Below are 13,408 nucleotides of genomic sequence, written 5' to 3' on the forward strand. Positions count from 1 at the left end.
GCACCAGGGTGCCGACGCGATCATCGTCGACCCCGGCCAGCGCGCGTTCGGGCCGTTGCGCCGCATCCTCGACGAGAACCGGCTGACTCCGGCGGCCGTCCTGCTCACCCACGGTCACATCGATCATCTGTGGTCGGCGCAGAAAGTCGCCGACACCTTCGGTTGTCCGGTGTTCATTCACCCCGAGGACCGGTTCATGCTCACCGACCCGATCCGCGGGTTCGGCCCGCGGATCGCCCAGATCGCTTTCGGCACCCTGTTCCGCGAACCCAAGCAGGTGGTCGAACTGGACCGGGACGGCGACACCCTGGACCTGGGCGGGATGACGGTGGTCGTCGACCACACCCCCGGGCACACCAAGGGCTCGGTGGTGTTCCGGACCGACCCGGGGGGAAGCGAACCGCCGATTGCCTTCACCGGGGACACGCTGTTTCACATGTCGGTCGGGCGCACCGACCTGCCCGGCGGCAGCGGCCGCGACCTGCTCGGCTCGATCCTCAACAAATTGCTGGTGCTCGACGACACGACGAAGGTGCTGCCGGGCCATGGCCCGTCGTCGACCATCGGGTTCGAGCGCCACGGCAACCCGTTCCTGGAAGGTTTGACACTGTGAGCGACGGCGAAAGTTTGACACTGTGAGCGACGGCGAAAGTTTGACACTGTGAGCGACGGCGAAAGTTTGACACTGTGAGCGACGGCCGTGCCTGATTTCCAAGCCCCCAAAGGGGTTCCGGACTACCTGCCGCCGGAGTCGGCGGAGTTCGTCGCCGTGCGCGACGGCCTGCTGACCGCCGCCCGGCGCGCCGGGTACGGCGACATCGAGTTGCCGATCTTCGAGGACACCGCGCTGTTCGCCCGCGGGGTGGGCGAGTCCACCGACGTGGTGTCCAAGGAGATGTACACCTTCGCCGACCGCGGCGAGCGTTCGGTGACGCTGCGCCCCGAGGGCACCGCCGGGGTGATGCGCGCGGTGATCGAACACGGCCTGGACCGAGGCGCGCTGCCGGTCAAGCTCTGCTACGCGGGGCCGTTCTTCCGCTACGAGCGTCCGCAGGCCGGACGGTACCGGCAACTGCAGCAGGTCGGGGTGGAGGCCATCGGCGTCGACGACCCCGCCCTGGACGCCGAAGTGATCGCCGTCGCCGACGCCGGTTTCCGCTCGCTCGGACTCGACGGCTTCCGCTTGGAGATCACTTCGCTGGGTGACGACACCTGTCGGCCCCAGTACCGGGAACTGTTGCAGGACTTCCTTTTTCGCCTCGATCTCGACGACGCCACCCGGGCCCGGGCGCAGATCAACCCGCTGCGTGTGCTCGATGACAAGCGTCAGCATGTGCGGGATATGACCGTGGATGCCCCAGTGATGCTCGACCACCTCTCCGATGTCGCCAAGGGGCACTTCGACACCGTGCTGGCCCACCTTGATGCACTCGGGGTGCCCTACGTCATCAATCCGCGCATGGTGCGCGGTCTGGACTACTACACCAAGACCACGTTCGAGTTCGTCCACGACGGCTTGGGTGCGCAGTCCGGGATCGGTGGTGGCGGCCGCTACGACGGCCTGATGTCGCAGCTGGGCGGGCAGAACCTCTCCGGTATCGGATTCGGCCTGGGCGTGGACCGCACCGTGCTGGCGCTGCGCGCCGAGGGCAAGCCGGTAGGCGAGCACACCCGCTGCGACGTGTTCGGGGTACCGCTGGGGGAGCAGGCCAAGCTGGAACTGGCCCGGATCGGCGCGCAGTTGCGGGCCGCCGGGCTCCGTGTCGACCTGGCTTACGGCGACCGCGGCATCAAGGGCGCCATGCGGGCCGCCGACCGGTCCGGTGCCCGGGTGGCGCTGGTCGCCGGTGACCGGGACATCGCCGCCGGCACCGTCGGGGTCAAAGACCTCTCGACGGGCGAGCAGATCGACCTCCCCGTCGACTCCGTCGTCGGCGAGGTGCGATCGAGGCTGGGCTGACGGCCGCCCCCGCCGTCGACCGAGGAACCACGCAGACCAATCGCGAGTAACCCGCTGCGGGGTTCCTCACTCAACGGTCGATGCTCTTCGGGCAACATTCACCGATTTCTTATCCCCACGCGGGAACCACGGGGGTGCCCGGCGCCGTTGATCAGGGCATGAACCGGCTGATCGAGGATTTCCTGCGCACCCGTGGTGCGCGGTATTTCCGGGGCCACCACGACGACGAATACTTCTTCCTGGTCGACTTCGTGCGGCACAGGAAGGGCCACCTCAACGTGCACCTGGAACCCGGCGACCGCGACAGTGTGCACGTCAGCGTCACCGCCGACCGCTACTACCCGGCCGAGCAGCGGGCCCGCCTCGGCGAAATCGTCGCACGGTGGAACGCCGACACCCCCGCGCTGTCGGCGACGATCCATGACTCCTGCGACCCGCGACTGGTGGGGCTGCTGGCCAGCGGGGAATACCGCCCTGCCGATCTGACCGACCTCACCGGTTTCGTCGACGCCGCGGTGGCCGGCGCGGTGACGCTGTTCGGGGCGGCGGCCAGTGTCGTCACGCCCGCGCAGCAGAGCCCCCACGGCCTGCGCGATGCGGGTTGAGCGGTCGGTAACACCGCATCCGGCGGCACCGATAGTGCCGGTATGCGACATCTGACAGCAGTGGGAGCCGCCGCGGTTCTGCTGGCCGCGGGCATCGGCGCCGCCGCAGCGGCAGGGGCCGATCCGTCCGATGCGCCCAGCCCTCCGCCGACGTCTGCCGCACCCGCTCCCGCATCTTCAGCGGCGCCGGCCACCTCGACCTCGGCCGCCCCGGAGACCCCGGCCACCTCGACCTCGGCCGCCCCGGAGACCCCGGCCACCTCGACCTCGGCCATCCCCGCCGGTGCGCATCAGGTCACCTACCGGGTGACCACCACCAGTGATCTGACCGCCAACATCTACTACGTCATCGGCGACCCACCGGACCAGGCCGCGGCGAACAAACCCGAGTTCATGCCGATGGCGCGCACCCAGGTGGGCCCCGGTGCGCCGTGGAGCTTCCAGGCCACCCTCAACGACCCCACCCAGTGGGCGTTCGTCAGTGCCAGCGGCGGGTTGCGGGTCAATCCGGAGTTCCGCTGCGAGATCGCCGTCGACGGTCAGGTCGTGGTGTCCCAGCAGGGCGGCAGCGGCGTGCAGTGCGCGCTGCGCCCCTGGTGATCAGCGCGCTGCGCCCCTGGTGATCAGCGCGCTGCGCCCCTGGTGATCAGCGCGCTGCGCCCCTGGTGATCAGCGCCCGGTAGCGCTCAGCCCAGGTCGCGCGCGGAGAACGTGTCGCACTTGTTCGGGTCACCGGTCTGGTAGCCGACGGTGAACCACTTCTGCCGCTGCTCCGACGAGCCGTGGGTCCAGGAGTGCGGGTTCACCCGGCCGGTGGCCTGCTTCTGGATGTGATCGTCGCCCACCGACGCCGCCGCCGACAGCGCGTCGGCGATGTCCCTGTCGGTCAACGGCTGCAGGAACGTCACGTCGGTGCCCGGCTGCTTGGTGATCGACGCGAAGTGCGCCCACACCCCGGCGTAGCAGTCGGCCTGCAGTTCCGAGCGCACCCCGCCGCCGGTCGCGCCCTTGGCGCCCTGCTGCGACTTCTCGAGGTCGCCGGTCAGGTTCTGCACATGGTGGCCGTACTCGTGGGCCACCACATACTCCTGGGCCAGCGGCCCGCCGCTGGAACCGAACTGGTCTTTGAGGACCTGGAAGAAGTCGGTGTCGAAGTAGGCCGTGTAGTCGGCCGGGCAGTAGAACGGGCCTACGTCGGAGTCCGCGGCGCCGCACCCGGTGTTTACCTGCCCTTTGAAGAGCTTCATCGCGGGCCGCTTGTAGCCCTGCAACAGCTGCGCCCACACGCTGTCCACGGAGTTGCCGGTGGCGACCACCCGGCACTCGACGTACTTGTTGGCGTCGGCGCCGGTCTTGCACTTCGACAGGTCGTAACCCGCTCCGGCCTGGCTGGTGCCCATCGGCTGCTGCATGACCGGACCCGGGTCGACGCCGAGGAACAGGGCGATCAGCATGATGGCCAGACCGCCGACGCCGCCGCCGACCGCGATACCGCGACCCCCGCCGCCGCCGCCTCCGGTGGAGGTGGTGCTGGTGTCGATCCGCATGCCTTCGTTGAAGGTCATGACCGCTCCTTGTGCTCGGCCCGTCTGGCCGGGCGACTGCCGGAGTCCAGTTTGCCACAGCGGCATCGGCCGGTGGTGTGGTCGAGAGCCGTCGCGGGCGGTGCGCGGAGCACCTCATACACTGGGCACTCGTTCGTTCGTCGAATCCAGCGAAAACCTCCAGGAGGCGTTGTGCTGCGCAGTCATGCCGCGGGCTCGTTGCGGTCCTCGGATGCCGGGCAGACCGTCACCCTGGCGGGTTGGGTGGCGCGGCGCCGTGACCACGGCGGCGTGATCTTCATCGATCTGCGGGATGGCACCGGCGGGCAGGAGCGCAGCGACTCGGGGAAGGGCACCGGAGGGCAGGAGCGCAGCGACTCGGGGAATGGCACCGGAGGGCAGGAGCGCAGCGACTCGGGAAATGGCACCGGCGGGCAGGAGCGCAGCGACTCGGGAAATGGCACCGGAGGGCAGGAGCGCAGCGACTCGGGAAATGGCACCGGGGTCGCCCAGGTGGTGTTCCGGGAGGGCGATGTCCTACAGCGGGCGCATCGCCTGCGCGCGGAGTTCTGCGTCGCCGTCACCGGTGTCGTCGAGATCCGCCCCGAAGGCAACGCCAACCCCGACATTCCCACCGGCGAGGTCGAGGTCAACGCGACGTCGCTGACGGTGCTTGGGGAGAGCGCCCCGCTGCCGTTCCAGCTTGACGAGCCGGCCGGCGAGGAGGCCCGCCTCAAGCACCGCTACCTGGACATGCGCCGCGACGGCGGCACCGGCGACGCGCTGCGGTTGCGCTCGAAGGTCAACGCCGCCGCCCGCTCGGTGCTGGCCGGCCACGACTTCGTCGAGATCGAGACCCCAACCCTGACCCGCTCGACACCCGAGGGTGCGCGGGACTTTCTGGTGCCGGCCCGGCTGCAGCCCGGCAGCTTCTACGCGCTGCCGCAGAGCCCGCAGCTGTTCAAGCAGCTGCTGATGGTCGGCGGCATGGAGCGCTACTACCAGATCGCCCGTTGCTACCGCGACGAGGATTTCCGCGCCGACCGCCAGCCGGAGTTCACCCAGCTAGACATGGAGATGAGCTTCGTCGACTCCGACGACGTCATCGCCGTCGCCGAGGAGATCCTGGCCGCGTTGTGGGCGCTGGTCGGCTACGACCTGCCGCGGCCCATCCCGCGGATGACGTACGCCGACGCGATGCGCCGATTCGGTTCGGACAAGCCCGATCTGCGGTTCGGACTCGAACTCGTCGAGTGCACCGACTACTTCGCCGATACCCCGTTCCGGGTGTTCCAGGCGCCCTATGTCGGTGCGGTCGTGATGCCCGGCGGTGCCTCGCAGCCGCGGCGCACCCTGGACGGCTGGCAGGAGTGGGCCAAGCAGCGCGGCGCCAAGGGCCTGGCCTATGTGCTGATCGGCGAGGACGGCGAACTGTCCGGTCCGGTGGCCAAGAACCTCTCCGACGCTGAGCGTGACGGCCTGGCTGCCCACGTCGGCGCCAAGCCGGGGGACTGTGTCTTCTTCGCGGCCGGCCCGGCCAAGGCGTCGCGCGCGCTGCTGGGTGCGGCGCGCGGCGAGATCGCCCGCCGGCTCGAGATGATCGAGGAGAACGCCTGGGCGCATCTCTGGATCGTCGACCCGCCGTTGTTCGAACCGGCCGGCGACGCCGCCGCGGCTGGCGATGTGGCCGTCGGCTCCGGTGCCTGGACGGCGGTGCACCACGCGTTCACCGCGCCCAAGCCGCAGTTCGCCGACGTCATCGACACCGACCCCGGCGCCGTACTGGCCGACGCCTACGACATCGTCTGCAACGGCCACGAGATCGGCGGCGGCTCGATCCGCATCCACCGCCGCGACATCCAGGAACGGGTGTTCTCGGTGATGGGCATCGACAACGCTGAGGCGAGCGAGAAGTTCGGATTCCTGTTGGACGCCTTCACATTCGGTGCGCCCCCGCACGGCGGAATCGCCTTCGGCTGGGATCGCATCACCGCCCTGCTGTTCGGCGCCGACTCCATCCGCGACGTCATCGCCTTCCCCAAGTCCGGCGGCGGCGTGGATCCGCTGACCGATGCACCGGCGCCGATCACCGCCCAGCAGCGCAAGGAATCCGGGATGGACCACAAACCAGAGGCCGCAAAGCCGCAACCGTGACAAGCCGATGACGCGCGTCACAACCGTTTCACCAGCCCATACTGTTAGCCCTACTATGTAGCGGTGACGGTCGCGGGGCACCACCACGCTCAGCCGCGTTTTGCGGAGAGGAGCGGCGTGTGACCGTGGATACCCCGGCCGGCGCCACCCCCGAGGCGCTCGATCCCGCTGCCGATCAGCCGCCAGCCGATGCTGACGTCAAGACGCTCAGCCGGCGGCAGAAGCGGCGCGCCAAGTCCGAAGCGAAGGCTCAGGCCAGGATCGCGAAGACCAAGGCCCGGCGGAGCCGCAAGACCCTCGGCTACTGGCTGATCCGGTTCCTGCGCAAAGCCTGGATGCCGCTGGTAATCCTCGCCGTCTTGGCCGTCGCGGTGTTTACCGTGGACCGATTGCACGGCCTGTTCGGCAGGACCGAGACCACCCGGCCGGGCAGCGGGCTGGCCAACGACGTCGTGCCGTTCAACCCCAAGACGGTGGTCTATGAGATCTTGGGCCCGCCGGGCACCGTCGCGACCGTCAACTACCTCAACCTCGACGCTGAACCCCAGATCGCCCGCGACGTCTATCTGCCGTGGACGTTGGAGCTCAGCACCACCGCCCCGGCGGCCGCGGCGAACATCGTCGCCCAAGGTGACAGCGACACCATCGGCTGCCGGATCACCGTCGACGGTGTGGTGAAGGATGAGCGGTGGTCCAGCGGGGTCAGCGCGCAGACCTTCTGCATCGTCAAGTCCGGATGATCACGCGGTCGAAATCGCGGCACGCGTCCCCAGCACCTCCGAATCGCAAGCGGCCGCATATCGCTCATCTGATCCGCATCCTGTCGGTGCCGATCATCCTGGTGTGGATCGCGCTGACGGTCTACACCAACACCGCGGTGCCGCAGATCGAGGTGGTCGGCCAGGAGCAGTCGGTGCCGATGGCGGCCGAGGACGCGCCCTCGACCATCGCGATGAACCGCATCGGCAGGGTCTTCGACGAGTTCGACTCCAACACCGTGGTGATGATCGTGCTGGAGGGCGAACAGCCCCTCGGTGACGAGGCGCACCGCTACTACGACGAGATCGTCGACAAACTCAATGCCGACACCACGCACGTCGAGCACATACAGGACTTCTGGAGCGACCCGCTGACCGCGGCGGGCTCGCAGAGCGCCGACGGCAAAGCGGCCTACGTGCAGGTCTATCTGGCCGGCAACATGGGCGAGGGCCTGGCCAACGAGTCGGTGGACGCCGCCAAGAGAATCGTCGAGAGCGTCCCTGCGCCGCCGGGCGTCAAGACCTACGTAACCGGGCCGTCGGCACTGATCGCCGACACCCACATCGCCGGTGACCGCAGCCTGCAGTTGATCACGCTGCTCACCTTCGGCGTCATCACGGTGATGCTGCTGTTCGTCTACCGGTCCGTGGTCACGGTGCTGCTGGCGATGGTCATGGTGTTCCTCGGGCTGGCCGTGGCCCGCGGCGTGGTGGCCTTCGCCGGCCACTATCAGCTGATCGGGTTGTCCACCTTCGCGGTGAACCTGCTCACGATGATGGCGATCGCCGCCGGCACCGACTACGTGATCTTCCTCTTCGGTCGATATCAGGAGGCCCGGGCCAACGGCATGGACAAAGAGGCCGCCTACTACGACATGTTCCACGGCACCGCCCACGTGATCCTGGGATCGGGCCTGACCATCGCCGGCGCTATGGCCTGCCTGCACTTCACCCGGCTGCCGACGTTCCAGTCGCTGGGTATTCCGCTGTTCATCGGCATGCTGGTAGTGGTCGTGGGTGCGCTCACGCTCGGGCCGGCGACGGTCACCGTCGCAAGCTTCCTGGGGGCGCTGGAACCCAAGCGTGCCATGCGAATCCGCTTCTGGCGGCGGATCGGCACCGCGGTGGTGCGCTGGCCGGCCCCGATTCTGGTCGCCACGATCGCGCTGTGCCTGATCGGTCTGCTGGCGCTGCCCGGTTACCGCACCGACTACAACGACCGGCACTACCTGCCGTCCGACATTCCCGCCGCCGAGGGATACGCCGCCGCCGAGCGGCACTTCCCGGCCGCCCGGCTCAGCCCGGAACTGCTGATGCTGGAGAGCGACCACGACATGCGCAACTCGGCGGACTTCCTGGTCATCGAGCGGGTCGCCAAGCAGATGTTTCATCAGCCCGGGGTTGGCCGGGTGCAGACCATCACCCGGCCGCAGGGCACCCCCATCGAACACAGTTCCATCCCGTTCATGCTCGGCATGCAGGGCACCCTGCAGCAGCTGAACATGTCGTTCCTGCAGGACCGCATGAACGACATGCTGAGAATGGGCGACGACCTGCAGGCCAGCATCGACAACATGCAGCAGATGTACGACCTGATGGGCGAACTCAACGCCGTCACGGCGTCGATGATCGGGAAGATGAACCTGACCTATGAAGACGTCAAGGAGATGCGCGATCATATCGCCGACTTCGACGACTTCATCCGGCCGATGCGCAACTACTTCTATTGGGAGCCACACTGTTTCAACATCCCGGTGTGCGCGGCGATCCGGTCGGTCTTCGACACCATGGACGGCATCAGCACCACTACCGACGACATCAAGGAGCTGTTGCCGGTCCTTGGTCAGCTTGACGCCCTGACCACCCAGCTGCGCACGCTGATGCCGCCGATGATCGCGACCATGGAGTCGATGAAGATCATGCAGCTGACCATGCAGAGCACCCAGTCGGGGATGTATGACCAGATGCAGGCCATGCAGGACAACCAGAACGCGATGGGCAAGGCGTTCGACGAGGCCAAGAACGACGACTCGTTCTATCTGCCGCCGGAGGTCTTCGAGAACGAGGAGTTCAAGCGCGGGATGAAGATGTTCCTGTCGCCGGACGGAAAAGCGGTGCGGTTCATCATCTCCCACGAGGGCGACCCGATGTCCCCGGAGGGCCTGACCCACGTAGCCACCATCAGGAACGCCGCATTCGAGGCCATCAAGGGCACACCCCTGGAGGGCTCGCGGATCTACCTGGCCGGCACCGCGACCGCCTTCAACGACATGCAGGAAGGCGCGAACTACGACCTGCTGATCGCCGGGGTCGCCGCGCTGAGCCTGATTTTCGTGATCATGCTGATCATCACCCGCAGTGTGGTGGCCGCCGCTGTGATCGTGGGTACGGTGCTGATCTCGTTGGGCACCTCGTTCGGCCTGTCGATCCTGATCTGGCAGCACATCCTCGGCCACCCGCTGCACTGGATGGTGCTGGCCATGTCGGTCATCATCCTGCTGGCGGTGGGCTCGGATTACAACCTGCTGCTGGTGTCGCGGTTCAAAGAGGAAATCCACGCCGGTCTGCGAACCGGCATCATCCGCTCGATGGCCGGCACCGGCTCGGTCGTCACCTCGGCCGGCATGGTTTTCGCGATGACCATGGCCGCGATGGGCTTCAGCGAGCTGAAGATCCTCGCGCAGGTCGGCACCACCATCGGCTTGGGCCTGATGTTCGACACCCTCGTCATCCGCGCGTTCATGACGCCGTCGATCGCGGCCCTGCTGGGCCGCTGGTTCTGGTGGCCGCAGGTGGTACGGCAGCGTCCGGTGCCGCAGCCGTGGCCGTCGCCTCAGGCAACGGCGGGGAAGACGCTCACCGACCCGGTTGAGGCCGGCAGCCGGCACTGAGGCTCGGCGCTGCGAACCACCCTCGATATTCTGGGCCGACCACCCTCGATATTCTGGGCCGATCTCGAGCGGTCTAGTAAAGTTTTGCGTGAAGAAAACACCGCGAAGTCAGGGGGCCACAGTGAACCGCACGAAGTTAGCCGCAGCCGCAGCCGCAGCCGCCGTCGCCGTCGCGACCGCGATCGGCGGAGGAGTCGTGACCGCCGCACCGGCGTCCGCGGCCGACAACATCAAGGTTTTCGGTGAGCAGGAACGGCTGAACGGCCCGAACGGCTTCCCGTACATCGGGTATGTCGTCGATGACTTCGGCCCGAGCAACGACCCGGTGCCGCACCGCGGAAAGCTGTTCGCGGCCAACCTGTGGATCGACGGCTTCGGCACCAACACCAATCCGATGATCGAGCGGTTCGGCGCCCGCACGGAAAAGGGCGTGTTCTACCCGGCCATCCAGGGTGCCTCGAACATGAACAGGCTGTACTTCGACGTCACGGGGCCTGAACCCAACAGCGTCGTCTGGAACGACGGCATCCGCGACATCCTGGCCTGGATTCCCGGCGATGTGCCGCTGGAGCGATTCTGGGACAAGCCGTCCCCGCCTCCGCCGCCTTCCGGTCCCCCGATGCCGGAGCGGTCCCAGGTCATCCCGGGCTCAATGCCCGCTGAGTCGAATCCGGGCATCGTGGCCACGCCGAACGATCTTGCGCCTGCGCCGTATCAGCTCACCCCGGCCGAGGTCGCCCAGCCGGGCTTCCGCGGCTAAGACAGGATTGAGCACCCCGGAGCGCGGAACCGGGGCACGTGAGACACCACCGGGTACCGCCCCGTGAGCGTGCACAAACTGCACACCACCGCGGCGTGTCTGCGTGCCGATACGCACGCTCGCCTTGCCCGCCGTTAGCCTTGCCCACCCTTAGGGCTGTCGCGTTCCATCACATAACGAAACACCCGGCACGAAGTGGATGCTTCGTGCCGGGTGTCCCGGTATTGGTTAGAGCGTCAGCTGGTCTTGTTGCGGCTCTTCATGACCATTCCGACGACGGCAGTCAGAACAGCGCCGCCGATGCCGCCGCCGCCGAGGCCGCCGACGAGGTGCATGATGTCGCTGCCGCCGCTCGTCAGGCTGCTGCCGAGACCGCCGCCGAGCAGGCCGCCCAGGGCGCCGACGGCACTGTTGCCGCCTACGCCGAGGCCACCCTTCGCTCCGGCCGCGTTACCGCCGAGCAGACCGCCCGCGGCTCCCAGTAACCATTCCATGTGTTGTTCTCCTTAAAGGGTTGAACTGTCCGAGTGGAGCCTTCAGATCAATCCTGCAGGCGGTCCGGAACGGTGTCGCTCTTGTCGGCGCGGCTGACGACACCGTCGACCGCGTTGTTCTCGTAGGTCACCTGGATGGAGGTTTCCGCGGGGGTCTCGGTCTCGTAGCGGATGACCGGGGTCACCTCGTGCTCAACCTTGGCCTCGTGGATCTCAGCCTTGACCTCGCGGATCTCCTCGCGCACCTTCTCAACGAGACGCGGGGCGGGCGGGGGAGTGACCGGCTTGGGGGCCGGCGGCGGGGTCTTGACGACCGGCTTGGGGGCCGGCGGCGGCGGGGTGACCGGCTTCGGACGCGGCGGGGCCGGCGGGGTCACCGGCTTAGCGACCGGGGCCGGACGCGGCGCCGGCGGAGGCGTGACGACCTTCTTGACCTCCGGTGCGCGCGGGGCGACCTTCACCGGCTCAACGACGACCGGCTTCTTGCGGAACAGCTTGGGCAGGAAGCCCAGCAGACCCAGCAGGGCCAGGATCGGCAGCAGCCACCACCAATTGAAGCCGCCCTTGTCCTCGACGGCGTCCTTCGCCGCTGTCACTGCCTTGCTCACTGATGTGGTCCCTCCTGTGCTGAAGCCGGGGATCTTCGCGGCCAGCGCGGCCGGAATGGTCACCAGGCCGGCTGCCTTGGACCACTGAATCTCGGTGCCCTCGGGCCCGGCGAACTTAGCGGTCTGAACGCCGTCAATGAGAGACATGTCGGCGGTGGGGTATCCGAACGGACCCTTGATGCCGCCGGACTGGTTCCAGGCCTCCAGAACCTTGCCCTTGATGACCACAGCGCCGGACTGGGGGCTCCAGTAGATCGCGGCACCCTCGGGGGCGGAGAACTCGTTGAACCGGCCGACACCGTCACCGGTGTCGCTCTCGTCGTTCTTCGGGAAGCCGAGGTCGCTCTCCGGGCCGCCCAGGGTCTTGTAGCGGTTCAGGATCTCGCCGTACATGGCGTGAGCGCCGGTCTCCTTCGAGTAGTAGACCGTTCCACCCTCGTAATCGCGCATGGCGCCGCCCTTGACGTCCATGGCCGCTCCGGCGGGGGCGCCGAACCAGGGGAACTCAGCGGCAAAGCTGGTGCCCTTTTCGTCGATGGCGGCGACCGCGTCGGCGGCCGGCTCCGCGAAGGCGGTCACGGGCGTAGCCAGCATGGTGCCGGCGACCATGACAAACCCGCCCAGAGCGAGCGAGGCACCGCGACGACGCGGTGACGCATTTGGTGTCACAACAAACTCCTTAGGTGTTTTTTCCAGTGAAGGGTATTGCAGTGGGGATGGATGTATTTCTTTGGGGTCTCTACGTGTCCTCCGAAACAGTGGGATGACGCCGGGGCGGGAGGGGGTTTCGACCGCCCCGGCGTCACGCTGTGCGGTGGCAGCGTCAGGACCGACGGTGCCGCGGATCGTCCGCCCGGTACCGGGGATCCTTCGGATCCGCGATGTAGGGCTCGTCCACGATGTAGGACTCGCTGGCCCGGAACACCGTCGACTCGTCGCCCACGATGTCATCGTCCGGGTGCTCGCCCGTCGAACGCTCGACCCACTCGACCTCACGGGTTCCGTGCTCGATGTACTGAGCCTTCACCTCGGCGCCCTTGGCGATCGTGCGCCGGCTGGTGTGCACCTCGTCAGCACCATGCTCGACGATTCGCTCGACCTCGCGCTCCACGTACTTGTGGACGATCACCGGCTTCTCGACGACGACCTCGACGATCCGCTCCACCGGCTTCTCGACGATCTTCTCGACCTCGACGTAGACCGGCTTCTCGACGATCTTCTCGACGCGGGTCTCGACCGGCCGCTCGACGATGCGCTCGTTGATGAACTCGACGTCGCGCTCGATCAGCTTCTCCACCAGCACCGGGTTGGTGACGGTCTTCTCGAGCACCTTCTCCACCGGGCGGTCGATGACCTTCTCGATGATCTTCGGCCGCTCGACGACCTTCTCCACGATCCGGTCGACCTGGCGGTCGATGACCTTCTCGATGATGTTCGGCCGCTCGACGATCTTCTCGACGATCCGGTCGACCGGCTTCTCGATGACCTTCTCGACGATGTTGGGCTTCTCGACGATCTTCTCGACGACCCGGTCGACGGTCTTCTCGATGACCTTCTCGATGATGTTGGGCTTCTCGACGATCTTCTCGACGACGCGGTCGACCGGCTTCTCGATGACCTTCTCGATGATGTTG

The 13,408-nt window shown here is 67.4% G+C and carries 11 protein-coding genes and 1 pseudogene; 8 read left to right on the forward strand and 4 right to left on the reverse strand.

Annotated elements, in window-relative coordinates; genetic code table 11:
* From ADBZ6I_RS10720 to ADBZ6I_RS10735, 4 genes are all read left to right on the forward strand, one after another.
* Nucleotides 1-613: MBL fold metallo-hydrolase (locus ADBZ6I_RS10720; RefSeq protein ID WP_526383607.1), on the forward strand; the 613-nt coding region annotated here is incomplete at its 5' end.
* An 87-nt stretch (nt 614-700) separates the two neighbouring features.
* Nucleotides 701-1,960: a histidine--tRNA ligase gene (gene hisS, locus ADBZ6I_RS10725; protein WP_526383609.1), complete on the forward strand. Its 1,260-nt coding sequence runs from the start codon at nt 701-703 to the stop codon at nt 1,958-1,960.
* A 134-nt stretch (nt 1,961-2,094) separates the two neighbouring features.
* Nucleotides 2,095-2,565 carry a hypothetical protein gene (locus tag ADBZ6I_RS10730; protein WP_526383611.1) on the forward strand — a complete coding sequence of 157 codons (471 nt, stop codon included), beginning with the start codon at nt 2,095-2,097 and terminating at the stop codon, nt 2,563-2,565.
* A gap of 42 nt (nt 2,566-2,607) precedes the next feature.
* Nucleotides 2,608-3,165: an Rv2576c family protein gene (locus ADBZ6I_RS10735; RefSeq protein WP_526383613.1), complete on the forward strand. Its 558-nt coding sequence runs from the start codon at nt 2,608-2,610 to the stop codon at nt 3,163-3,165.
* A gap of 86 nt (nt 3,166-3,251) precedes the next feature.
* On the opposite strand, the gene ypfJ is transcribed toward ADBZ6I_RS10735, so the two are convergent.
* On the reverse strand, nt 3,252-4,130 hold the full coding sequence (gene ypfJ / locus ADBZ6I_RS10740; RefSeq protein WP_526383615.1) for a KPN_02809 family neutral zinc metallopeptidase: 879 nt from the start codon (nt 4,128-4,130) through the stop codon (nt 3,252-3,254).
* Between the two features lie 171 nt (nt 4,131-4,301).
* Between ypfJ and aspS the strand changes: the two genes are divergently transcribed.
* From aspS to ADBZ6I_RS10760, 4 genes are all read left to right on the forward strand, one after another.
* Nucleotides 4,302-6,263, forward strand: coding sequence for an aspartate--tRNA ligase (gene aspS, locus ADBZ6I_RS10745; RefSeq protein ID WP_526383617.1), 1,962 nt, complete (start codon nt 4,302-4,304; stop codon nt 6,261-6,263).
* A 335-nt stretch (nt 6,264-6,598) separates the two neighbouring features.
* The gene (locus ADBZ6I_RS10750; protein ID WP_526383627.1) at nt 6,599-7,003 is read left to right on the forward strand and encodes an MmpS family transport accessory protein; all 405 of its coding nucleotides are present in this window, start codon (nt 6,599-6,601) and stop codon (nt 7,001-7,003) included.
* Nucleotides 7,000-9,912: an MMPL/RND family transporter gene (locus tag ADBZ6I_RS10755; RefSeq protein ID WP_526383619.1), complete on the forward strand. Its 2,913-nt coding sequence runs from the start codon at nt 7,000-7,002 to the stop codon at nt 9,910-9,912. The genes ADBZ6I_RS10750 and ADBZ6I_RS10755 overlap by 4 nt, the downstream gene beginning before the upstream one ends.
* A gap of 121 nt (nt 9,913-10,033) precedes the next feature.
* Nucleotides 10,034-10,672, forward strand: coding sequence for a DUF1942 domain-containing protein (locus tag ADBZ6I_RS10760; RefSeq protein WP_526383621.1), 639 nt, complete (start codon nt 10,034-10,036; stop codon nt 10,670-10,672).
* Nucleotides 10,673-10,908: 236 nt separating this feature from the next.
* Here ADBZ6I_RS10760 and ADBZ6I_RS10765 read toward each other — a convergent pair whose 3' ends face one another.
* The 3 genes and pseudogenes from ADBZ6I_RS10765 to ADBZ6I_RS10775 all read right to left on the reverse strand — a co-directional run.
* On the reverse strand, nt 10,909-11,166 hold the full coding sequence (locus ADBZ6I_RS10765; RefSeq protein WP_526383623.1) for a hypothetical protein: 258 nt from the start codon (nt 11,164-11,166) through the stop codon (nt 10,909-10,911).
* Nucleotides 11,167-11,213: 47 nt separating this feature from the next.
* Entirely contained in the window at nt 11,214-12,443 is a 1,230-nt protein-coding gene (locus ADBZ6I_RS10770) for an LGFP repeat-containing protein (RefSeq protein WP_526383625.1), read from the reverse strand.
* Between the two features lie 154 nt (nt 12,444-12,597).
* Nucleotides 12,598-13,408, reverse strand: a pseudogene (locus ADBZ6I_RS10775) (hypothetical protein); the annotation flags it as partial.

It is taken from the genome of Mycobacterium sp. (assembly GCF_044342925.1).
Classification (GTDB): domain Bacteria; phylum Actinomycetota; class Actinomycetes; order Mycobacteriales; family Mycobacteriaceae; genus Mycobacterium.